Raw genomic sequence first — 22931 nt, 5'->3', positions numbered from 1 at the left:
ATATTCACCTATATTTGAGTACTTTCTTTTAAAAGCTCATCTAAATTATAATCTAAATCTTCATTTTTTGACTTCTCGCAATATATTAAAAATTCTATGTTCCCGGTAGTTCCCTTTATTGGAGAAAAGGTCAAACCGCAAATTCTAAGTTCCAATTTTTTTGCAAGGGAAATTATCTTTTCTAATACTTCTCTATGAACCGATTGATTTTTTACAATACCTTTCTTCCCAACCTTTTCTTTTCCCGCCTCAAATTGAGGTTTTATTAGTGCAACAAGTTGCCCGTTATCCTTCAATAATTCTGTTGCCTTCGGAAGGACAAGTTCTAATGAAATAAAGCTTACATCTATTGATATAAAATCAATTTCATCTTTTATAAGTTCAGTATCAAAAAGTCTTATATTTGTTTTTTCCATTGAAATAACTCTATCATCAACTCTCAAACTATAATCAAGCTGATTATATCCAACATCTATTGCATAAACCTTTTTTGCTCCATTTAAAAGCATACAATGTGTAAAACCGCCTGTTGAAGCACCTATATCTGCACAAATTTTATCGTTCAAATCTATATAGTACATTTCTATTGCTTTTTCAAGCTTAAATCCGCCTCTGCTTACATATTTCTGAGAATTTGACTTTATAGTTACATTTGATTCTTTATCTATAAGCTCTCCTGCCTTCTCAACTCTTTGTGTTCCGATAAAGACTTCTCCGCTCATAATTAATCTTTTAGCTTTTTCTCTTGATCCTGTAAGTCCGTTTTCCACCAAAAATACATCAGCACGAATTTTTCCCATATTATCTTCCTCTGTTCATAAGAATTTTTGCAAACTCCTGTAACTCTGAAGTATCATATTGAAGAGAATTAATCTGTTCCTGTGCTCTTGCTGTAAGTCCTTCTATTCTTGATACAAGCTCATCATTACTTCTAAAATTTACCATTGTATTCTTTTCTTTTTTACTGTCTGCTTCTAAATCCAATATATCATCTCTTATTTGATATGCAATTCCTATACAGTTTGCATATTCTTCAAATGTCGCTATCTCTTCATCACTTGCACCTGCAATTATTGCTCCTGATACAATTGCTGCCTTAATTAATGCGGCAGTTTTAAGTTTATACATACTTTCACAAATATCAAGATTCATATTATAGCCATATTCCATATCTATTACTTGACCGCCAATCATACCATGTACTCCTGATGCGGTAAATATATACTTCATAGCCTTAATTGCTCTTTTTAACTCATCCATTTCATCATATTTATCAAGCTCTCTTGACATAACTTCCGCAGACATATTTAAAAGTCCGTCTCCTGCAAGTATAGCTATTGCCTCTGAATATACTTTGTGATTTGTAGGCTTTCCTCTTCTTAAATCATCATTATCCATAGCCGGTAAATCGTCGTGGATTAAAGAATAAGTGTGAATCAGTTCTATCGCAGTCGCAAACGGAAGAATCTTTGTAAAATCCTCACTTCCGCTAACTGACTTATATGCTAAAAGACTAAGCAACGGCCTGACTCTTTTCCCGCCTGATGAAAGAGAATAGGACATAGATTCATATACCTTTTTTTGATATTCATCGGCAGCCGTAAAACTCCTATATATTGAATTATTAATTAATTCTATAATTTCACTGTAATTATTCATACAAATCATCACCACTTTTAAATTCTCTTTCCTCTACTTCTGTTCCCTCTTGCATAAGTACTTTTACCTTTCCCTCATACTCATTTAATATTTTTGAACAGTATTTAAAAAGTTTGAGTCCCTCTTCATATTTGCTTATTGACTCTTCAAGTGATATATTATCAGACTCCAAATCTTTAACTATATTTTCAAGTCTTGAATATGCACTTTCATAACTTTCACTCATCTATACCACTCCCAACTTTTGTCTTACTAATATTTGCAGTTGCAGTCCCATCAGCAAAGCTTATTAGAACTTCATCCCCTACACTTAAATCTTTAACAGAAGACACTATTGCCCCAAACTTATTCTTTAAATAAATTCTCTGTGTAAACTTACTGCTCCTAAGCTTTTCTCCAATATTATACAAAAGATTTTTATTGATTGAAATTTTTTTGTTAAACTTCATATCAAGATTATTAAATGTCAATTCTAAATTTTGCTTTTTATATTTCACTTTATAAATAAGCTTCCATTTACTGTTCTCTAAATCAAGTTTTTTTAAGCTTTCTAATTTATTTGCATAAAATTTTTCAAACTTAATATTTAAAATTTCGCCTAATAAATCAATTCTACTTGTATTATCTTCAACTTTTTGCTGTAAAATTTTATCCAATCTATTTTTTAAAAGACTTAATCTATTTTCTAAATCTTCCTTACTCATAGATACCATTTCCGCTGCTGCAGATGGCGTAGGTGCTCTTAAATCACTTACAAAATCACTTATAACATAATCTATTTCATGCCCTACAGCGGATATTATCGGTATACTCATAGAATAAATTTTTCTGGCAAGTTCTTCATCATTAAAACAAAAAAGTTCTTCAAGAGATCCGCCACCACGACCTATTATAATTACATCAACAGGATTTTTTTCAAAATAATTAAGCCCTTCAATAAGCTGACTTGTCGCAAAATCACCCTGTACATTTGATGGATACAACAATATATCGACAGCAGGGTTTCTTCTTGAAAGTACATTTATTATATCTCTTATGGCAGCTCCTGTCGGAGAAGTTATAACACCTACTCTTTGCGGAAAATATGGAATTTTCTTTTTCTTTGACTCATCAAAAATCCCCTCTTTATAAAGAGATTCTTTTAATGATAAATACCTTTCATATAAATCGCCAAGACCGACTATTTTCATATCTCTTACATATAAATTTATTAATCCGTCTTTTTCAAAAATTGATACAGAGCCCTTTACTATTACACTATCTCCGTTTTTCGGACTGAAATTAATCGAACAAGCTTCACTAAAATACATAATTGCATTTATCTTTGCATAATCATCTTTTAATGAAAAATATAAATTTCCATTTGTATGCTTCTTAAAATTTGATATTTCTCCTTCAACAGTTACATCCGCTAAAAGATAGTCCATGGCAATATATTTCTTTATATATTTATTAAGTTCTCTTACTTTTATTGCATTCATTCCACTACACCATTAAATGAGAACCGAGAGCAAGGCTCACTGCTGCTCTCGTTGATTTTCCACATGCATACTTCTGTAAATGCTACCTAAAATTCCGTTAATAAACTTGGAAGATTCACTTGAACCAAATTGCTTTGATATTTCAACTGCTTCATTTATTGATACCTCTTCTGGAATATCATCTCTATATAAAATTTCATATATTGCAATCCTTAATACTTCCTTATCAACTTTTGCAAGTCTGTTTAAACTCCAGCCTTCAAGATGACTTTGTATAGTTTGATCAATATTTTCTAAATTTTTTATAATTTCAGGAATTGTGGAGTTAATATAATCTTTCTCCTCTTCCGAAAATTCAAAATTTTCTAAAAAAGTATTTAATCCGTCAGAAGAAAAGTCATCTGTTATATCCATTTGATATAGAACTTGCATTTGTCCTATACGTGCTTTCTTCCTACTCATTATTAAGCCCTTGCCTTCTCTTTTTCCGTTAAAGCTATTCCGCTTACATGAATGTTTACTTCTACTACATCAAGTCCTGTCATATTTTCAACTGCTTCTTTTACTTTTTCTTGAACATTTTTACAAATTTCAACTATATTTTTTCCGTAAAGAACGGTAATAAACATATCTATAACTGCTTCTTGTTCTCCAACGCTAACTTTTACTCCACGCGCAAGATTTTTAACTCCAAGCATATCTGTTACACTTGCCTTTAATGTAGATTGCATTTCAACTACACCTTCTACACCTTCAGTTGCAACAGCTGCTATTGTAGCAATTACATCATCTGCAATTTTGACATTGCCGTCACTCATTGCATCTACTAAATATTTTTCAGACATCATAACACCTCCGTATTCTGTATTCAATTATATCAAATAATGCCTTCATATTCAATTTATAACAAAAAAGGTCTCTTATACCAAGAGACCTTAATTAATTAGTCTTCAACTTCATCACAACAATCGCAATCTCCGTTGCAGCATTCGTCCAACTCGTCATAATATGAATCATCATCAAAATCGAAATCATCATCATACAAATCGAAATCATCATCATCAGATTCATCATATACATAATCTTCTAAGCTCGATAAATCTTCTTCTATAATGTCAACATACTCTTCAAGATCTTCTTGAGCATCTCTTATTTCTTCTGCCATTTCAGAAAGAACATCAATGATTTCTACTAAAAGTTTTCCCTCTTTAGAACTTTCATCAATTCCGTATCCATCTGCTAAACCTTCTAAATAAGCTATTCTGTTCAATATATTTTCCATAATATCCTCCTATACTCTTGACATATATTCTCCGGTTCTTGTATCTATTCTTATTTTATCCCCGGTATTTACAAACAAAGGTACATTCAATGTAAAACCTGTTTCAACTGTTGCAGGCTTAGTTCCGCCTGATGAAGTATCACCCTTAACTCCCGGTTCTGTTTGTGTAACTTCCAACTCAACAAAGTTTGCAGGTGCAACTCTAAACGGCTTTCCTTGATAAAAGTTAATAACTGCAACATCATTTTCTCTCATAAAGTTAAGAGCCTCTTCTACCATATCTTCTTCCATAGGAACTTGTTCATAAGTTTCATTATCCATGAAATAATATAAGTCTCCATCTTTATATAAATATTGCATTTCTCTTGTCTCTATTACTGCTTTTTCATATTTTTCAGACGGATTAAATGTTGTATCTTTTATTCCCCCGGTAAGTACTGATTTGATTTTTGTTCTTACAAACGCAGCTCCTTTTCCAGGTTTTACATGTTGAAAATCAATTACTTCATAAACATCTCCGTCCATTTCAAATGTAACACCTTTTCTAAAATCACCTGCTGTAATCATAATTTACCTCCTAAATTTATCTCTATACTTTATTATATCAATATGCGAACTACCTATCAAGACAAATGTTATATTTCAGGCAAACTCTTTTGAATTGTATTAATCTTCGGCCTTATAAAATTTTTTATATGCTCTGAATACCTATTTACTAAATCAAAATCATACTCTGAATTCAAATTATTTTCAGAATTTCCACATGTATTTATAGTTATTCCTTTGACATTTATCTGCGCTTTGGAATCAATATAATTTATATTCCCCTTTAAATTTAAAATCCCCTGAATTTCAATGTCCTTATAAAGATAAACTGACGATAACTCCACTATGCCATAAATTTTAACAACATCTTCAATCGCAACTGTCCCGCCGATTTGTTTTAAATATATGTCATCATAGCATGAATACTTATGTAAAATATTTTCTTTAACCGTTTTTCCAAACTCGGTTTCCTCTATTTCCTCTGTATATATTATTATATTTAAACCGTCTTTTTTCATATAACAGTCTTGTGAAATTTCAATTACTCTTGCTATACTCTTGTTTGCATCGTTGAAATCAATTTCTGTTTCTTTTAAATTGTTAATTTCATCCCCCTCTAATATTCTCGGATTTAATATGGACTTTCCCATAGTGAAAAGACTGTTCACTATTTCTCCCTTTGCAAAACAACTTTCTTCTATTCCATTATATTCTATTACTGAAGTTATCAAAAATCCATTCTTAGAAAATGTTGAATCATTACAAATTTCTAATTTTTTTATTTCAATATCATCAACAGTGTATTCCGGTTTAATATTCAAAAAATCATTTTTTCCGTCATAATAAATTTTTCTGCATACCTCTTTCAATTTATCATAGTCGGAAATAGAAATATTGATCATTGATTCAGCATACATTCCCGATTGAATTGAATCTCTTTCGTTTTTATATATTATCAAATTATTATTAAATATTCCAATCATATAACTTATTGCTATAACTATAACAGCTATTACTAAAATTGTTATTAAATATGTATATCCGTTCTTTCTCATTTGATTTCTCCGAAAGTTCTATTTATAATTTCAATTTCATACTTCTTTGAAATTCCATTTAATTCATGCTCTATATTCAATTTTATAATCTCATCATTTACAGTGCTGTCTACAGACTTTATGTTCTTTGCTATAATATTTGTTCCGGTCTTACCGGTGATTAAGTTTCCTTCAAAAATACTATTTCTGACAAGCGCCTTTCTTTTTATTGAACTGTCACTAAAAACATAATACACATATCTATATTTCTTTCCTTTTTTAGCATTAAACACATTTACAAGTGCAAATCCCAAAGAATTTTTGTTTTCATTTTTAATTATATAATCTGCAGAGGCAACTTCTCTGTATATATAATTTGACGAAAAATAGGAGCTGTTTAAAAATTCATTACCGCTTGATGAGATTGTAATTGTTTTTGCCACAAGTCCAAAAATTGATGATAATACAGAAAAAATAATCATAGAAATACCTATGGCAAGAACCAATTCAATTAGAGTAAAGCCCTTTTGACGGAAATATTTCTTCGACCTCAATTTTTTCGCCCCCATCTCTATATAATATAATTTTAATTTTTGTTAAATTATCAGAAATATTATCTTCCTGTATATAATACTTATACTCTTTTGGAATTACTATGTCATAAGTACCTGTGCCATAGTATTTAGACGCTCCTACTACCTCCATTTGATTTTTAAGCATCATATACGAATCGGAAATATCCATGATCTTTTCTCTGCTTGAAATAAAGTTTATACTCGCAGGAATTAAAACAGATGCAATTATCGCAATGATTGCTATTGAAAGAATGACATCCAATAACATAAAACCTTTTTTCATTTTTTAAAATTCACCTTACCTGTAACCGGTTCAATGGTTATAAAATATTCTTTATTTCCATACCTTAAAGTTATAGTTTGTGCATTAGAATAACTTGGGGCACCGCTTTTTGTAAAAGTTATACTTTTTCTTCCGTACTTGTCATTAGCCATAGACATATCAATTTTTTGTGACAGCCTATATTTTTCTCTGAATTTGTTACATTTGATTTCATAGCTGTTATCTTCAAAAAATGTAATTTTTGATGAATTTTTTGTGAAATTGCTAAATTTCTTGAATATCTTAAATTTTCAAACAATTCATCCATGCTTTTCAGTGCTTCATAGTCCGATACAATGCTGCTTTTATATATACCAACAGATAAAATTATGATTATAATTGAAATAGTAAGTATAAGTTCAATTAAAGTAAATCCCTTTTTCATAGCATTCCCTCAAAATCACCGACTGAAAAAATTCCATTTTCACGTTCTCCTTCATTTAGCTTATAATATATTCCAACAAAATCACCGACATTCTCGATATTTATATCATTAACTTCTCCACATTTAACCTTATCTTTCAAAGAAATCTTTTCTCTTCCGTAAATTCCAAATTCACCGTCAAAATTATCCGGTGCATATAATTTAAATTTTAAATTTTTTAATTCTAACTCTTGATTGAATAAAATCAAAATTTCATTACTTCCAATTTCATTATGTAATTCATAATATATTACCAATTCATCCTTGTTATCTTTTGCAAACATACTCCCGTTATTTTTAGAAGCATATAATAATGTTGCATTTTCATAATCAATTCCCAAGTTATTTTTTATATTATTATCCAATATACTGTTTTTACCACTATTCTCATTTGAAATTTTCTCAATTTTCTTTTCGGTCAATTGCTCTTCGCTTGAAAATGAGGTTTTATTTTCTATTCTGCTCTTTAAAAATTCTTTCTTAAGATTTATACTCTCATCAATCTTTTTTTCACTCTTAATTACTTTAGGCATCTGCGTGTCCATTTTTTCATCGTTAATTTTTATATAAACGCTATATATCTCTTCATCTTCCCTCTGTATCGAAATAGAATCAACGAGATATTGTTTCGAAATTTCTAAAACTCCACTTATATTTTTTCTATCGGTTGTCAGATTTACTTCATTTGAATTTACATTCTGAATTTCAGCTATATCTTTAAGCAACAAATTTATATAATCTGAATTTCCTTCATCAAAACTCTTATGATAATTAAATCTATCTATTTTAGACATACTATCGTTTTTCTGATTTAAAAAATTAATATTCTCAATAATTTTATTTTTAGTTGAAATTTCGTTTTTAGTCTCTTCAATTTTGAAATTTATAGACTTATATTTAACAAAAACCGGAGAAATAAATACAAGATAAAAAATAAGTTCCAATAAAATTGCAATAAATATGCCTATCAAAACCTTTTCCCTCTTTGTAAAATTACTTAAGCTAAATTTGCCGATAATTTTCATAATACCACCTTTTTTAATTCCTCTCTCATAATTTTATGAGTACTTATAGTTGGATGTATTCCGTCAAAAAACAGGCTATCATAATCTTTATAATTTCCCAGTATCTTATAATAATTAATTATGTTAAATTCTCTACACCTTGCTAAATTCACTAAAAATTCTTGATATAACTCAAGCTTTCTATTTACTGATAAAAATATCGAGCTGTTGCACCAACCGTAAGTTGCATCAGAAGACAAAAAATGTGGTGTGCACAAAACTATTTTTGAACACCTGCCGGTTATACTGTCAGCTATCCTCTCAATATTTTTTTCTACATCATAAAAACTTATTTCAGATAAAAAGTCATTGATCCCCACATACAATAAAAATGTATCTTTAAAATCAACTCTATTAATTAAATTTAAAACATCAAGTGATGTTGTCCCATTTATTCCGAAATTATTTATGATTATATCCTTCCTATCGATATTTACAAATGAGTTCTCTCTTCCAACTCCAAACCCTGCAACAACTGAATCGCCAAATGCATTTATTATCATAACTATACTTCCAATTTATTCTTAAGCTTAACTCCAAGATTTTTTCTACTTATCTCCACAAGATTAAGTTTAGTAAATCCATACACCACAGTTCTTGAAAAATCCTTTTTAAATTCTCTTTGCAAAATTTTTAATATTTTCTTCTTTTCGGAATAAGTTTTCATATCTATAAAATCTATAATTATTATTCCCGAAATATTTCTTAAAATAATTTGTCTTGCAATCTCAACTGCCGCTTCCTCATTAACTTTAAATATTGTATCTTCAAAATCTAAGTTTCCGACAAAATTTGCCGTATTTACATCTATTGAAGACAAAGCTGCAGTTTCTTCAATAACAATATTGGCTCCGCTTTTAAGTTTTACTGTTTTTAAAAATAATTTTTTATAGTCTTCTAAAATTTCTCTATTATATATAATTTTAAAATCTTTATCATAGATTAAATTATATTTATTCTTATATGTATTATATAATTGTATGTCATTTATAATAACATCTTCATCAACAACATTATCTCTAAGAAAATCCTCCACACCACTTTTGCAATATATCAGTTTCGGAGTAGGTCTTAAATTTTTTTCTCTTATCAGTTTATTTCCTATATCAAATAATTCACTATATTCTTCTAATATTTCATCTGTCTGTGCATTATTTGCATTTGTTCTAAATAAAACTCCTCTTAAATTATTTTTTACAGCAAATTTCTTTAATTCGTTTTTCTTTTCAAAATTAAGATTTTTGGAAAACTTTACAAATTTTTCCATAGGAAAATAGATAATATACTTTCCGTCAACAGAAAGTTCCATTGTAAGCTTTACGAGTTTATTTTCTTCAGGTATTTTCTTTATTTGAACTAATATATCATCTCCGACTTTTATGTCTCCGTCTATATCTTCTAAATTCAAATACCCATTTTCCGTTCCTATATTTACAAATACCGCATTCATAGAATGAACAATATTTTCAACACGTCCTCTATAAATATCTCTTATTCTCGATTCTTCAAGATCCTGAATGCGATTTATTTTACCATCATAATAAATTGCGACTTTTAAATCATTATCAATGTAATATTTTCCCATTTCAAATTTTCCCATGTTCTAAAAAACTGTAATATTTTTTATTTCCTATAATTATATGATCTATAACTTCTATTCCAATCACTTTGCCCGTACCGCTTAACTTGTCGGTAAGTTCAAAGTCCTCCCTCGACGGAGTAGGATCTCCGGAAGGATGATTATGTAATAATATTATTGTATGCGCACGCTCATCAATTGCAGTTTTAAAAACTTCTCTCGGATGAACTAAGGTTGCATTTATTATTCCTTTTGAAATACACTTTATATTTTCAATTTCTTTTTTAGTATTTAAAACTACAATCCTAAATTCCTCTATTTGTAGTGAACTCATTTCGTCCATTACATAATCCACCAATATTGCGGGAGAGGATATTTTTTCTTTTTTAAACACACTTTCCCTATTAATTCTACTTGCAAGAGTAATTGCAGCTAAAATCATGGCAGCCTTGCTTTCTCCTATTCCTTTTACTTCCATAAGATCTGCCATACTTATATTTTTCAAAAAGCTGATTGCACTCGAATTTTTGTCTCTTCCAATACTTATAGTATTTAAAATTTCTTGTGAAATTTCTACAGATGTCTTAGTTTTTGTACCTGTTCTTATAATCAATGCTAACAGCTCAGCATTTGTCAAACTGTCTGCACCTAGTTTCATAAGTTTTTCTTGAGGTCTATCATCTATCGGCATATCCTTAATGCTATATGTTCTACTAAGTTTCTTCTCCATTGTGAATAACCTCCTTCAAAACAGAAATACCAAATAGCCTGCTTAAATCATCTGCAATTTTTGAAATCGGAAATCCTACAATGTTATCAAAATCTCCAATAATATAATCGACAAGAACACTTCCATATCCTTGAATTCCATAAGCGCCGGCTTTATCTACATATTCATTGGTATCTAAATATTCATTTATTTGATTATCACTTAAATTTTTAAATTTTACCTTTGAAACTGCATAATCTGTATACTTAATATTTTTACTTAAATTAAATAAACTATATCCGGTTAAAACTTCATGCTCTATCCCTGACAATTTCCTGATCATCTCAAAAGCATCTTCTCTATCTAGGGGCTTACCTAAAACACAGCTTTCAATTGAGACAATTGTATCTGCGGAAATGACAATATCATTCTTGTAATCTTTGGCAACTTCTATACCTTTTTCAAAAGAAAGTGCCATTACAAGTTGCTCAGGCGAACTATAATATAAATTATTTTCTTCAATTTCATAACTTATAACCTCAAATTTTAAAAATCTCGAAAGAATTTCCTGCCTTCTGCTTGATTTTGACGCAAGTATAATCAATTTAATCTCCCCTTAAAATTAGAATTCAAATTTTCAACTATATATCCGCTTGAAAGCCCTACAAAGTATCCGGTAAAAATCCCCAGTATTAAAAGTAAAGGTAAATAAGAAAAAATTGCAAGGCTCTTTAATATAAAGCTTGCCGCAAGAACCTGCCCTATATTATGAAATGCTGAACCAAGTAAACTGACTCCTATTAATGACACATATTTCTTCAAATATTTCAATGCTAAAATCATTATAAAACTGCTTAACATAGCACCGGTAAAAGAAAAAATAAAAGAAGAAACGGAACCTGTTACTGCAATTAATAAAATTGATTTTAAAAATGCAACTATAAGACCTTCTACAAATCCAAAAGATACAATGCTGACTAATACAACTATATTTGAAAGCCCAAGTTTTGCTCCGGGCAGCGCAACAGGAAGTGCAATTACATTTTCAAAAAGTCCTATTACAATTCCAAGCGCTACAAGAAGTGCTAAAAAAATCATTTTTCTATTTTTCAATGTAAAACCACATCCACTTCATTTTCTTCACCTTCAATAGTTACAATAAGCCTATTTGGTAAACATATTACAGATTGACCTTGCCTATTTATACTTCCCATATGAATGCAAATTTTATCCCTACAATTTGATTCTGATATCTTAACACTATTATCATATATCTCTATCTCATTGTGACCATACTTACTGTCAATATGATGAATTTCTTTCTTAACTCCCATTTCATACCTTGCAATCTCTTTCCCGTCTACTTTTATAACAGCATATAATTTGCCGTTATTTTCAATTTTTCTATGAGTAATTCCAAAAACAGAAACTGCAAGTAAAACTATAAATAATATAACTACATAGTCGCCTTTTTTCATAAACATACCTCAACTAAATTATAGCAATAATTATTAATTAAATAAAGAATAAAGAGCTGATTTCTCTAATTGAAATCAGCTCTTTATTCTATTTTTCAAGTGATGCTTTTATAAAACCGTCAAATAATGGATGAATCTTATTTGGACGCGACTTAAATTCAGGATGAAATTGACAAGCAACAAAGAACTTGTGAGAATTAAGTTCTATTATTTCAACAAGATCAAGATCTTCATTTATCCCCGAAAATATAACTCCCTCTTTTCTTATATCTCCTCTAAATCTATTGTTAAACTCATATCTATGTCTATGACGTTCAACAACTTTTTCAACTCCATAAAGCTCTCTTGCCTTTGTTCCCTCTTCTAAAGTACATTCATAATTTCCAAGTCTTAATGTACCTCCCAGATTTTCAACTGTCTTTTGATTTTCAAGAAGATCTATTATCGGATAAGTTGTTTCAGGATCTATCTCTGTACTATTTGCACCTTTAAATCCTAATTTGTTTCTTGCAATATCTATCAAAACAATTTGCATACCATAGCAAATTCCAAAATAGGGAACATTATTTTCTCTTGCATATTTACTTGCTGAAATCATCCCTTCAGTTCCTCTACTGCCAAATCCGCCGGGAACTATAATTCCGTCTACATCTTTAAATATATCTTCAACATTTCCCTTTTCAAGACTTTCAGCATTAATCCATTTTATTTTTACTCTTGCTCCATTTGCATATCCTGCATCAAATAATGCCTGTGTCACAGAAAGATAAGCATCGTGAAGCTCAGTATACTTACCTACAAGAGCAATGCAAACTTCTCTTTTTGCCTTTTTAAATTCACAGACCATTTTACTCCAACTCTTTTTAGATTGGGGTTGATTTGATAAATTAAGCTTATTTAAAATATATTCGTCAATTCCCTGTTCGTGGAAGATAATAGGTACTTCATATATTAGTTCAACCGTTTTTGATTCTATTATCGCTTCCTTAGGTACATCACAGAATAATGATATTTTTTCCTTTATTGAATCGGTAATCTCTCCATCTGATCTTGTTATTATTATATCCGCCTTAATTCCATAACTCATCAATACCTTAAATGAGTGTTGTGTAGGTTTTGTCTTAAGCTCATCGGATCCCGGAATTTTTGGAACAAGAACAGTATGCACAAACAAAACATCTTCAGCCTTATTTTCAGAGTGAATTTGTCTTATTGCCTCTAAAAACGGCTGTGATTCTATATCTCCTACTGTGCCTCCGATTTCTGTTATTATTATATCTGCACCGGATTCTTTTCCCGCTTTATAAACAGACTTTTTAATTTCATCAGTTATATGAGGTATAACCTGAACAGTTGCTCCGTTATAATCTCCACGTCTTTCTTTATTTATTACTTTTGAATATACCTTTCCCGTTGTTATACTTGCTCTTTTTGTAAGCTCTTCATCAATAAATCTTTCATAGTGTCCAAGATCAAGATCCGTTTCAGCCCCATCCTTAGTAACAAATACTTCTCCATGTTGATATGGACTCATTGTCCCCGGGTCAATATTGATATAGGGATCAAATTTTTGCATAAAAACACTGAGCCCTCTATCCTTTAAAAGCCTTCCTATACTTGCTGCGGAAATTCCTTTGCCTATTCCCGAAACAACTCCCCCTGTAACAAAAATAAATTTAGTCATTTCATCCTCCTATACTAATGAATTAAATATATCCTCACATTGACATAAAATAATTGTTATGCTTTTCACTTTAATTTACTCTCTTAATAAACTATTTTTATGAAAATTCCTCTTTAATCTCAGCCTTATTATGTAATTGAGCCAAAATTTTTAATCAATTTACTTCTTATATTTCCTCACAAATAAAAAATTGGCAAAATAACTTCGCCAATATGAAAAAAACGTATAACCCCTATTTATGAGGTGTTTTCTTTTATGATACATATATTTTTTTAGATTGTCAATAGGCTCATTATTATGCCTTCAAAAAATTTTTAAAATCAATACATAAATGCATAAACTATACCAAATTATTTATAGCAAAAGATATTTTATCTCTTAACTTTTCATTTCCAATAGGTTTTATGTATTTTGATATTAACCATGCAACAGATTCTATAAAAATATCGATAATAATATCTTTTTATTCCATAATCTATTTCCCTTTAAAATATTTTTTAAAAATATCAAGAGTTTCTTTTGGTGTGTCTATTTTATAAATTCTTGCAGGATTTTTATTTTCATCTAAATCTATTCCGTTAAACCATATAGCAACCTTAATTTTTTTATACTTATCACTTAAAACATCCAGCATATTTTCAGTCCATTTAATCTTGTCTCCACCAATACTGCTGCATGCAAACTCCGTTATCATAAACGGTTTATCATACTTCTTAATACAATCTCTATATAAGTTATCATATAAACTGTCAAACTCTTCCCACTTTTCGTCCATATAATAGGTTCCTGTATTATATAGTGTAAGCCCTAAAATGTCATATCTGCTGCTACTTGGTCTATACATACTCTCATTGTTGTACTTATAATTTGGAAAACTTCTTCCATTTGGATTAAATACATAAATTAAATACTTATTTGCTCCTGCTTCCTCAAAAATATTATATACATAATTATAAAATTCAACATATATATCACTGTCAAGCCCCGTATTCCAAGCACAATAACTGCACCAATCTCCGTTCATTTCATTTGCAAGCCTAAATATCGTAGGATATTGCTCGGAACTTATTATAAGTGCAAGCTCTTTTAAAAATTCATCTTTTTTCCCATCAAGTACATCATATATCAAATTTTTATTATTTTTTATATCAGTTTGAAATGTAAGTTCCAAATTTCGATTAGACACTTTACAATAATCTATAGCTTGTCTCACTTGAGCATTCGGAAAATTAAAACTATGATATAAAAGTGCATACTTAAATTTACTTTCAATTTTATTTTCTATATTACTCATGTCAGGACTTCTCCAAAAATCATGAACAAAAAGCCCCCAAGTTACTTTATCCGAATATAAAAAATCTTCTCTATATAAATTTGCCGTTTCAATATCCCAATGATAATGTGTAGTATTGTTTCTAACTTTCTTTATCTTATATGGCTTAATCTCAGAATTTAATTTGAAACTGTCTATCATGGACATTATAAATTTTTTATTAATTTCTCTTTCAGACTTAACCATAAAAGTAACTGCCCGCTCATCTGGCAAATTACCGATTGCAATAAAATAGTTATTCTTATCTCCATTAATTTTAGATAACTTTCTCCTATTAAATTCAATTACATTCATATTCCCAATAGAACTGCTCTTTATTCCGTCAAAAGTTATATTGTGTTCATACTTTGAATCTCTTATACCCTTTAACGTATAATACAAATATGAATCATATTTTGAATTTGAATTAAATTTTTCAACAAATATTTTTACAGATGTATCTTTAAAGTTAATCTCACTCTTATAAAAATTATCATCAAATTTCAAAACAGATTTTTTTGGAATTTGTATTGAATATCCATCAACATAATTTTTAAAAATCGATGTATTATCATTAAGCTCTACAACCTCATAATTTTCAATTGCATGAACCTTAGATGAAACACACAAAACAAATATAAATATTAAAAGAATTTTTTTTAACATCATAATAACCCCTACCTTGATTAAAGTATAGGGGTTTGCAAATTTTTTTGCAATATTAATTAATTTTCTTCTTCTATTTTCATCATCTTATTGACTCTATCCAAATGTCTTCCGCCTTCAAACTCTTCACTGAAAAAAGTATCAACAATCATTTTTGCAACATCTTCTCCTACAACACGAGCTCCCATTGCAATTATATTTGCATCGTTATGTCTTACTGTCATCTTTGCCGAATATGGTTCTGAACAAACTGCAGCTCTAACACCTTTAACTTTGTTAGCAGAAATTGATATTCCAATTCCGGTGCCGCAAATTAAAACACCTTTATCAACTTCTCCACTTGCCACTTTTTCTCCGACAAGCTTTCCATAGTCAGGATAATCAACTCTATCCTCACTATATGTTCCATAATCTACACATTCAAACCCTTTTTCTTCAAGATGTTTTTTTAAAATTTCCTTGAGAAAAAAACCTGCATGATCACTACCAAACCCTACTCTCATACTCTCCTCCTGTTATACTATTTTATTTCTTGGAACTTTTCCATTTTTAAAATCAATAAGATTATTTACAGCAATAAATCCCATTTCCTCTCTGGCTTCATAGGTGGCATTTCCAAGATGCGGTTCTAACAACACATTTTCAAATTCAAACAACTCCTTTGAAACACTCGGCTCAAACTCATACACATCAAGAGCGGCACCTGCAATTTTTTCACTTCTTATTGCATCTGCCAAAGCTTTTTCATCAACAAGCGGACCTCTTGCCGCATTGATCAAATAAGCTGATTTTTTCATCAAATCAAATTCTCTTATCGAAATCATATGTCTTAACTCAGGTGAAAATGCTGTATGCAATGACAAAAAATCCGATTCTTTTATTACATCTTCAAGCTCTTTATACACAACACCCATATTTTCAATATCATTCTTCCTATTTCTCGAATAATAAATTACGTTCATTTCAAATGAAAGAGCTCGTTTTGCAAGATTCTTTCCTATATTTCCCATTCCCACAATTCCAAGAGTCTTATTTCTAAGCTCATTGCCTAAAAAATAAGTCGGTCTCCAGCCTAAAAACTCTCCTGCCTTTAAACTTTTCTCTCCTGAAATCAGTCTTCTTGAGAGAGCTAAAATAAGTGCAAATGTAAACTCGGCAGTTGAAACCGCAGAAGATGATGTAGGAGAATTTGTAACTGTAATACCCATGTTTTTTGCCGTTTCTATATCTATATTATCAAATCCCGCACCATAATTTGCAATAATTTTTAAATTCTTTGACTTACCCATTATATCACTGTCTATCTTATCAGATAAAGGGCATAACAATCCGTCAACATTCCCAATTCTATCAATAATCTGTTCTTTTGTAAGAGGAACCAAACTGTCATTATAATCAAGTTCAAAATTCTCCTCCAAAATCCTTAAACTCCTCTTTGGAACCTTAGAAGTCACAAAAATTTTCAAGTTAAATTCCCCCTAAATTTTATTTAAAACCTCAGATTTGAAATTTTTTACTACAAGCTTTTTCTTAAAAAATTTACTTTCAACAGAAACTTCTGAATTATCATCAAGATTATTTAAAATACTTTTTCCTATATACACATTAATATTATCTATAACCTCTAAAATAAACTTGGAGCTGTCTTTAAATTCTCCTCTTCCTTCTTCAACAACAGGAACAATTTTCGCCTCGGTTCCCCCTCCGCAAGCACATCCTAAAAACTGAATATCCATAGTTGATTTTATTACAATATAATCTATCGAATTTTCATGTAAATACTTTAAAGCCAAACTATCTATTCTCATAATCTAACCTCCTTTTACATTTTATACCCAGCTTAATTTAATTACCATATTTTACTTATTATTATATAATTATAGCCGTAAATTATAATTTTTAATTTTACATAAAAACAGCCGGAAAAATAAATTTCCGACTGTTTGCTGTTTGTAATTATTTGTTTAATGCTCTTTCAATTATTGTTGCCGATTCCGCTCTTGTAACATTGTTGTTAGGTTTAAAGCTTGAATCCGGATATCCCTTTACAAGCTCTGCTTTGACAACTTTCTCAACAGATTCTTTTGCCCATTCTGATATTTTGTCATTGTCAGTAAATTTAAGTTCTGTTTTTTCTGAAAGCTTTAATACATTTGCTATTATTTTAGACATTTCTTCTCTCGTAATGTTTTTATTCGGTCCAAATTCTTCTGCTGAATATCCGTTTACTATTTTAAGTGCCGCTGCAACTTCTATATAGTTCTTTGCCCAGTGTTTTTCGATATCCTTAAATGTCACTTTTTCGTTTGATTTTAGATCAAATGCACAAACTATAGTTTTAACAAATTCTGCTCTTGTAATTTTTCCGTCAGGTTTAAATGTCATATCTTGATATCCATTTAATATTCCCTTTTCTACAAGTGAATTTATAGCATTTTCCGCCCAATGACCTTTTATGTCTTTAAGTCCTGAAGTTTCTGATTTTAATCCGTTTCCTTCTTTAAAGGTATCATTGTTTACAGCATAGATTGAATTTGACAATTGTCTGAACAGATGAGCTGTATGTGCTTTGTTTGTAACATCTTCTGCAAAGAATACAAAGTTTGTTCCGTTGTATTTATCTGCAAATCCAAGTATTTGATCTCTTACGAAACCATGATTTGGCCACCATCCTTGAATATAAAAATCACTTGAATCTTTTACTTTTGCAAATACTTTTGCACTCGGATTTGCTTTTGTAATTACTGTACCGCTTGCAATATATGAAAGGTCATCTGTATTATACATTCCTGTTAGAGGTGAACTTATATCATATTTTGCTTTTAGAAGTCCTTCGTTTCCTTCTCCGTCTTCATTCATCTTTATTGAAATAGGATACAACTTATTTTCTTTTGCCGCCGCAAGTGCTTCTCCACCTATTGCAATATAATTTTTGCCATCTATTTCTTCTTTTTTAACTTGTCCTGATGAATCAACTATTGTGTTTGCATCTATTGCATTTTTAACCAGATTAAATCCAAGATCTTTCAATACAAATCTTGTTGAATCAGTTGTAGATGCATAGTCTGAACCTGATGGAGTTATATAAATCTTAGGTGCTGTTAATTCTTTAGTTGCAACTTCATCTTTTAACGCTTCCGCTTTTACATATAGTCCGCTTACATTTGCTTTTAGATCTGATGTTTTAACAACAAAATCTCCTGCTGAGGCAGTTTTTGATTTTTGTGTTACGATTTCAACTTTAGCATTATTTGCAAGCATTTTATTTACTAATCTTGTTACGTCATTATTTGTATTTCTGATTAATGTTTTTTCTGAATCTAAACCATTTAATTGTGTTTCAGGTTTAGCAATAGCACTTGTAACTTCAGACATCTTTCCGTCAAATAATCCCTTTTGTCTAACTTCTACTCTGTCAAACCCTCTCATTGCAGGGAAATTTAATACAAGTTCTGCATACATCGCTCCCCATGCCGATTCATCTGTTCCTGTAAACAGAGCTGAATTTACAAGAGATTTTTTAACTTGGTTAAGTGGAAGTATTATTGAACCTGCCGGATATTTTACTCCCTTATATTCAACTTCTTGAGTTGATTTATAAACTTTAACTCCATTTCTTAAGAAATATTCAATCATATTGTATACTTCAAGATCATTTTTTTGATTTGCGCTGTCAAGTGGAAGTATATAATAATCAGGGAAGAAGTTGGCGTTATTTCCTCTTGGTCTTCCTATTTGTTTTCCGTTAGGATCTAAGTGCCAAGTATCTACTCCTTTATTGTCCTCGTTTTCAAGTCCTCTTTTAAAAACTGTAAGCTGATTTTTATAAAGCGCATCTTTATTATTTAGTATATAGTCAATAGATCCTATTACAGTATGCACGTGAGCTTTCATTCCGTCTTCATTTTGATCAGGTATTTCTACTGTATGTCCAAGTGTTCCGTGGATAAGAGCAAATACTCCTGTATATCCTAAGAATCCGTCATCCCATCCGTCACCGTAATCAAACATAGGAATTATAAAGCTTTCATATTTTGTATTTGCTATCGCTATATTTCCCATATGTCTTGCATGTTCTATTGCTCCCGGAGCTCCCTTTACATCTTTTGTTTGAGGATCTCTAATTCCACCCATTAATAAATCATACTCAAAGTTAGGTTCATGAGGTGGTGTACAAGGTTCAATTAAAAAGTCTTTAACAAATCCGTGTAAGTCTAAAAATGCTATCGGATCATATTTTGCAAATGTCTTTGCCAATGCTTTTGTTTCTTCTTGTGTTTGATATACATTATCTCTGTTTAAATCAAGATTATATCCATTTTCTCTCTTATTGTTTTGTTTTCCGTCCGGATTTTGAGTTATATCAAATAAAAGTATAAAATTATCAAGTATATCTTCTACTTTTAAGCTTTTTTTTGCTCCTGCATTAGTTGTGTTAAATGATATTTCATCATTATTTGCAAGTCTTTCCAAGAAATTGATTTGAGCATCAACTCCCGGTGATTCATCCGGGTGAACGTTGTTTATAAAAATAGGAACTTGATAATTGCCCATAGTTTTATTATTTATCTTATCAATAAGTCCTTGTGGATTTGTATGTGCTGCAACAAATGTATTATTTAAATAATTATCTACAGCAGCTCTATCTTTAGCTACAATTATAAAGTGCATGTCTCTGCCTTGACTGCTCTTTCCTATTGATTGATATTCAAAATATCTGTCTCCTTTTTTATTTCCACTTTCAATTATTTTATCTAAGTGAGGCTTAATTTCGTCATAGTGGTGAAATCCTTCATAGTTGTTTATTTTTAGCTGAGCTGTAACAGAGATATTTGATTCTCTATCTGTAACTTTTAATGGATATGTTCCCATTAAAGTTTCAAATGTCCATCTTGGATATGGTCTGTGATCTGTAGTATCAACACCATAAGGTAAATCGTTTTCTAAAACTGCATGAACTTTTGTGCCGTCTACTTTTACACCGGATATGCTTATCCATGGTTTTAAATCATATTTTGCAGTTTTTTCGTTAAAGCTCTTCCATTCTTTAACATCCTTGTTATCAAGCGTCCAAATTAAATTTTCAGCTTTTACTTCTTTTCCAAAATCTACATCAATTTCAACTTTACCTTTTTTAGTAACCTGAATTTCATTTTGTGAAAGCTTCATTTCTGCAGCTAGTGCAACTTTAGGAAATGATCCTAAAACAGAAAGCATCATTAAAAAGGAAAGCAATATAGATATGGTTCTCTTACTCTTCTTCATAAATATTCCTCCTAATTTCTAATAAAAAATCTCTCAAATATAATTTTGAGTTCATTTTTTTCGACTATGCACTTAAAATTATGTATAAGTTCACAGCCACCAATGTAAATTTTACATCTAACTAATATTTTTTCACCACAGGATTGAACACAAATAATATCTCTTAATCTCCCTATATCAAGAACTCTAAATTTTTTACTTTTCAAGAATTCATCTAATGTATAGGAATTTTTAAAATCACTTGAAAACAAATTATATATTGCTTTCTTGTCTCCGATATTATTTAATTCATAGAGTTTGCCAATTTGTTTTTTAGCCTCTGTAGTCCACAAACTCACATTCACCTCCATACTAGAATTATCACATAGAAGTTTTAAAACTTCAACGCTTTTATTAATCTAACCCTGATTCTTAGCTGTACTGTAAATCGGCAAACCGTTATATTATTGTTCCCTGTACAATTCAATTAATTTCATATCTTCCGACAAAATATTCTTTTTCAGGAATATTTTTTAATTGTTCAAATAATATATTTCTTTTTATTTTCTTTGTCTTTATAACAATGTTCTCTCCCATATTATTCAGATTATCTATCAAACTATCATCTATACTGAATTTATTACTTATTCGAAGATAATATATTCCTTCCATATTTTCTGACATATTTTTTAAATCTCTGTTAAATTCCAAATCAATATAATTCTTACAAAGTGCATCTATTATATCAATTACAACAGCATTTCCTGTTTGAAATGAACCTGCCCCCTGACCTGCTACTGAAAGTGAATCATAATTATCTCCAAAAATTTCAACAATATTATTTGTATCATTGATGTTAAATAAACTATCATCTCTACTTAAAATAACAGGCTCAACTATTGAAGTATATCCTTTATCGTCTAATTTTGACTCTGCTACAAGTTTAACTCTTAAATTATTATTTTTAAAATACTCTATATCAACCTTGGAAATTGAGCCTATACCATAATGTAATATATTTTCATTCTTAATCGGTGATTTAAATGCAATGGTAGATAATATTCTAAGCTTTCTGAGTGCATCTATTCCTTCAACATCATCAAACGGTTCTGCTTCTGCATATCCCAAATCTTGAGCCTGCTTTAACACATCTGAATAATCTTTATTCTCTAATTCCATATTAGATAACAAAAAGTTACTTGTTCCATTCAATATTCCTCTCACTCTATATATATCGTTAATTACACTTTGACTCTTCAATGGTGTTATTATTGGCAATGATGCCGCTACTGAAGATTCATATAAAAATGCAACATTATTTTTTTTAGCAAGTTCTGTAAATTCTTCAAAATATTCTGATACAACGGCCTTGTTTGCTGTTACCACATTTTTTTTATTTTCAATGGCACGCTTAATATACATATAACTGTTTTCTAAATCACCTGTCATTTCCACAATCAATAAAATTTCTTCATCATTTATAATATCTTCAAAGTTGTCTGTAAAAAGTTTTTTATCCAAATCTGTTTCAAAATTTAAGTTTCGTTTTAATATTTTCGTAACTACAACATCATCTGATACTATTTTTTTAATGTTTTCTCTGTTTTTATTCAAAATTTCATAGGTTCCTTTTCCTACTGTTCCAAATCCAAGTAATGCTATTTTTATCAAATTATAATCCTCCTTAAATCCAAAAGATGTTTATAATAACATTATATCAAAATATACATATTTTTCTATTTAGAATAATCTTTCATTATGCTGAATTGACAATATTATGCTGACATGGTATATTAGGTTCAAAATTGTTAAGAAGGTGTACGAATTGAATAAAATAAATTTAGCAATATTTGGTGCAACAGGTTTGGTAGG

Annotated in this window: 28 protein-coding genes; all 28 read right to left on the bottom strand. The window is 29.9% G+C overall.

All coding sequences use genetic code 11. The features are described from left to right. Positions 1 to 8: 8 nt before the first annotated feature. The 28 genes from HMPREF0629_RS03515 to HMPREF0629_RS03385 all read right to left on the bottom strand — a co-directional run bounded on the left by HMPREF0629_RS03515 (position 9) and on the right by HMPREF0629_RS03385 (position 22730). Positions 9 to 800 carry a TlyA family RNA methyltransferase gene (locus HMPREF0629_RS03515; protein ID WP_009221996.1) on the bottom strand — a complete coding sequence of 264 codons (792 nt, stop codon included), beginning with the start codon at positions 798 to 800 and terminating at the stop codon, positions 9 to 11. A 1-nt stretch (position 801) separates the two neighbouring features. After that, complete coding sequence (locus HMPREF0629_RS03510) at positions 802 to 1659, bottom strand: polyprenyl synthetase family protein (RefSeq protein ID WP_039856562.1); 858 nt, start codon at positions 1657 to 1659, stop codon at positions 802 to 804. Next, a complete protein-coding gene (gene xseB / locus HMPREF0629_RS03505) occupies positions 1652 to 1885 on the bottom strand; it encodes an exodeoxyribonuclease VII small subunit (protein ID WP_009221994.1) in 234 nt (77 codons plus the stop codon). The genes HMPREF0629_RS03510 and xseB overlap by 8 nt, the downstream gene beginning before the upstream one ends. Beyond that, positions 1878 to 3140 (bottom strand): exodeoxyribonuclease VII large subunit, encoded by a 1263-nt coding sequence (gene xseA, locus HMPREF0629_RS07655; protein WP_009221993.1) that lies wholly within the window; start codon positions 3138 to 3140, stop codon positions 1878 to 1880. The genes xseB and xseA overlap by 8 nt, the downstream gene beginning before the upstream one ends. A gap of 36 nt (positions 3141 to 3176) precedes the next feature. Further along, a complete protein-coding gene (nusB, locus tag HMPREF0629_RS03495) occupies positions 3177 to 3602 on the bottom strand; it encodes a transcription antitermination factor NusB (protein WP_009221992.1) in 426 nt (141 codons plus the stop codon). A 2-nt stretch (positions 3603 to 3604) separates the two neighbouring features. After that, on the bottom strand, positions 3605 to 3985 hold the full coding sequence (locus tag HMPREF0629_RS03490) for an Asp23/Gls24 family envelope stress response protein (protein ID WP_039856560.1): 381 nt from the start codon (positions 3983 to 3985) through the stop codon (positions 3605 to 3607). A 98-nt stretch (positions 3986 to 4083) separates the two neighbouring features. Continuing rightward, the gene (locus tag HMPREF0629_RS03485; protein ID WP_009221990.1) at positions 4084 to 4422 is read right to left on the bottom strand and encodes a CD1247 N-terminal domain-containing protein; all 339 of its coding nucleotides are present in this window, start codon (positions 4420 to 4422) and stop codon (positions 4084 to 4086) included. A gap of 9 nt (positions 4423 to 4431) precedes the next feature. After that, entirely contained in the window at positions 4432 to 4989 is a 558-nt protein-coding gene (gene efp, locus HMPREF0629_RS03480; RefSeq protein ID WP_009221989.1) for an elongation factor P, read from the bottom strand. A 68-nt stretch (positions 4990 to 5057) separates the two neighbouring features. Beyond that, complete coding sequence (locus HMPREF0629_RS03475; RefSeq protein ID WP_009221988.1) at positions 5058 to 6023, bottom strand: hypothetical protein; 966 nt, start codon at positions 6021 to 6023, stop codon at positions 5058 to 5060. Then, positions 6020 to 6484 carry a hypothetical protein gene (locus HMPREF0629_RS03470; RefSeq protein ID WP_039856558.1) on the bottom strand — a complete coding sequence of 155 codons (465 nt, stop codon included), beginning with the start codon at positions 6482 to 6484 and terminating at the stop codon, positions 6020 to 6022. The genes HMPREF0629_RS03475 and HMPREF0629_RS03470 overlap by 4 nt, the downstream gene beginning before the upstream one ends. A 25-nt stretch (positions 6485 to 6509) precedes the next feature. Continuing rightward, positions 6510 to 6860, bottom strand: coding sequence for a hypothetical protein (locus tag HMPREF0629_RS03465; protein ID WP_009221986.1), 351 nt, complete (start codon positions 6858 to 6860; stop codon positions 6510 to 6512). Then, positions 6857 to 7012 carry a hypothetical protein gene (locus tag HMPREF0629_RS08075; RefSeq protein WP_218015360.1) on the bottom strand — a complete coding sequence of 52 codons (156 nt, stop codon included), beginning with the start codon at positions 7010 to 7012 and terminating at the stop codon, positions 6857 to 6859. Before HMPREF0629_RS08075 ends, HMPREF0629_RS03465 begins: the two co-directional genes overlap by 4 nt. Continuing rightward, a complete protein-coding gene (locus HMPREF0629_RS03460; RefSeq protein WP_009221984.1) occupies positions 6979 to 7284 on the bottom strand; it encodes a prepilin-type N-terminal cleavage/methylation domain-containing protein in 306 nt (101 codons plus the stop codon). Before HMPREF0629_RS03460 ends, HMPREF0629_RS08075 begins: the two co-directional genes overlap by 34 nt. Continuing rightward, positions 7281 to 8348: a hypothetical protein gene (locus HMPREF0629_RS03455; protein WP_009221983.1), complete on the bottom strand. Its 1068-nt coding sequence runs from the start codon at positions 8346 to 8348 to the stop codon at positions 7281 to 7283. Before HMPREF0629_RS03455 ends, HMPREF0629_RS03460 begins: the two co-directional genes overlap by 4 nt. Continuing rightward, on the bottom strand, positions 8345 to 8890 hold the full coding sequence (locus HMPREF0629_RS03450) for a GDSL-type esterase/lipase family protein (protein ID WP_009221982.1): 546 nt from the start codon (positions 8888 to 8890) through the stop codon (positions 8345 to 8347). Before HMPREF0629_RS03450 ends, HMPREF0629_RS03455 begins: the two co-directional genes overlap by 4 nt. A gap of 2 nt (positions 8891 to 8892) precedes the next feature. Next, the gene (locus HMPREF0629_RS03445) at positions 8893 to 9987 is read right to left on the bottom strand and encodes a ribonuclease E/G (protein WP_009221981.1); all 1095 of its coding nucleotides are present in this window, start codon (positions 9985 to 9987) and stop codon (positions 8893 to 8895) included. Then, positions 9974 to 10696, bottom strand: a complete 723-nt coding sequence (gene radC, locus HMPREF0629_RS03440) for a DNA repair protein RadC (protein ID WP_009221980.1) — start codon at positions 10694 to 10696, stop codon at positions 9974 to 9976. Before radC ends, HMPREF0629_RS03445 begins: the two co-directional genes overlap by 14 nt. Beyond that, complete coding sequence (locus HMPREF0629_RS03435) at positions 10680 to 11279, bottom strand: nucleoside triphosphate pyrophosphatase (protein ID WP_009221979.1); 600 nt, start codon at positions 11277 to 11279, stop codon at positions 10680 to 10682. The genes radC and HMPREF0629_RS03435 overlap by 17 nt, the downstream gene beginning before the upstream one ends. Beyond that, on the bottom strand, positions 11276 to 11788 hold the full coding sequence (locus HMPREF0629_RS03430) for a Gx transporter family protein (protein WP_009221978.1): 513 nt from the start codon (positions 11786 to 11788) through the stop codon (positions 11276 to 11278). The genes HMPREF0629_RS03435 and HMPREF0629_RS03430 overlap by 4 nt, the downstream gene beginning before the upstream one ends. Continuing rightward, positions 11785 to 12153 carry a NusG domain II-containing protein gene (locus tag HMPREF0629_RS03425; protein WP_036729358.1) on the bottom strand — a complete coding sequence of 123 codons (369 nt, stop codon included), beginning with the start codon at positions 12151 to 12153 and terminating at the stop codon, positions 11785 to 11787. Before HMPREF0629_RS03425 ends, HMPREF0629_RS03430 begins: the two co-directional genes overlap by 4 nt. Before the next feature lie 88 nt (positions 12154 to 12241). Beyond that, on the bottom strand, positions 12242 to 13837 hold the full coding sequence (locus HMPREF0629_RS03420; protein ID WP_009221976.1) for a CTP synthase: 1596 nt from the start codon (positions 13835 to 13837) through the stop codon (positions 12242 to 12244). 475 nt (positions 13838 to 14312) lie between these two features. Next, positions 14313 to 15815, bottom strand: a complete 1503-nt coding sequence (locus HMPREF0629_RS03415) for a glycoside hydrolase family 26 protein (protein WP_255263825.1) — start codon at positions 15813 to 15815, stop codon at positions 14313 to 14315. Positions 15816 to 15874: 59 nt separating this feature from the next. Continuing rightward, on the bottom strand, positions 15875 to 16318 hold the full coding sequence (gene rpiB / locus HMPREF0629_RS03410) for a ribose 5-phosphate isomerase B (RefSeq protein ID WP_009221974.1): 444 nt from the start codon (positions 16316 to 16318) through the stop codon (positions 15875 to 15877). A 12-nt stretch (positions 16319 to 16330) separates the two neighbouring features. Next, positions 16331 to 17281: a 2-hydroxyacid dehydrogenase family protein gene (locus HMPREF0629_RS03405; RefSeq protein WP_009221973.1), complete on the bottom strand. Its 951-nt coding sequence runs from the start codon at positions 17279 to 17281 to the stop codon at positions 16331 to 16333. Between the two features lie 12 nt (positions 17282 to 17293). Further along, positions 17294 to 17623: a hypothetical protein gene (locus HMPREF0629_RS03400; RefSeq protein ID WP_009221972.1), complete on the bottom strand. Its 330-nt coding sequence runs from the start codon at positions 17621 to 17623 to the stop codon at positions 17294 to 17296. A gap of 148 nt (positions 17624 to 17771) precedes the next feature. Continuing rightward, a complete protein-coding gene (locus HMPREF0629_RS03395) occupies positions 17772 to 21080 on the bottom strand; it encodes an S-layer homology domain-containing protein (RefSeq protein WP_050747988.1) in 3309 nt (1102 codons plus the stop codon). An 11-nt stretch (positions 21081 to 21091) separates the two neighbouring features. Then, positions 21092 to 21418 (bottom strand): hypothetical protein, encoded by a 327-nt coding sequence (locus HMPREF0629_RS03390; protein WP_036729374.1) that lies wholly within the window; start codon positions 21416 to 21418, stop codon positions 21092 to 21094. 124 nt (positions 21419 to 21542) lie between these two features. After that, positions 21543 to 22730, bottom strand: a complete 1188-nt coding sequence (locus HMPREF0629_RS03385) for a homoserine dehydrogenase (RefSeq protein WP_009221970.1) — start codon at positions 22728 to 22730, stop codon at positions 21543 to 21545. Positions 22731 to 22931: the final 201 nt, after the last annotated feature.

This window comes from Peptoniphilus sp. oral taxon 386 str. F0131 (assembly GCF_000090945.1).
GTDB classification, from domain to species: Bacteria; Bacillota; Clostridia; order Tissierellales; family Peptoniphilaceae; genus Anaerosphaera; species Anaerosphaera mikwangii.
Note: the sequence above shows the minus strand (reverse complement) of the source record. Positions and strands in the feature narration are given on the sequence as shown.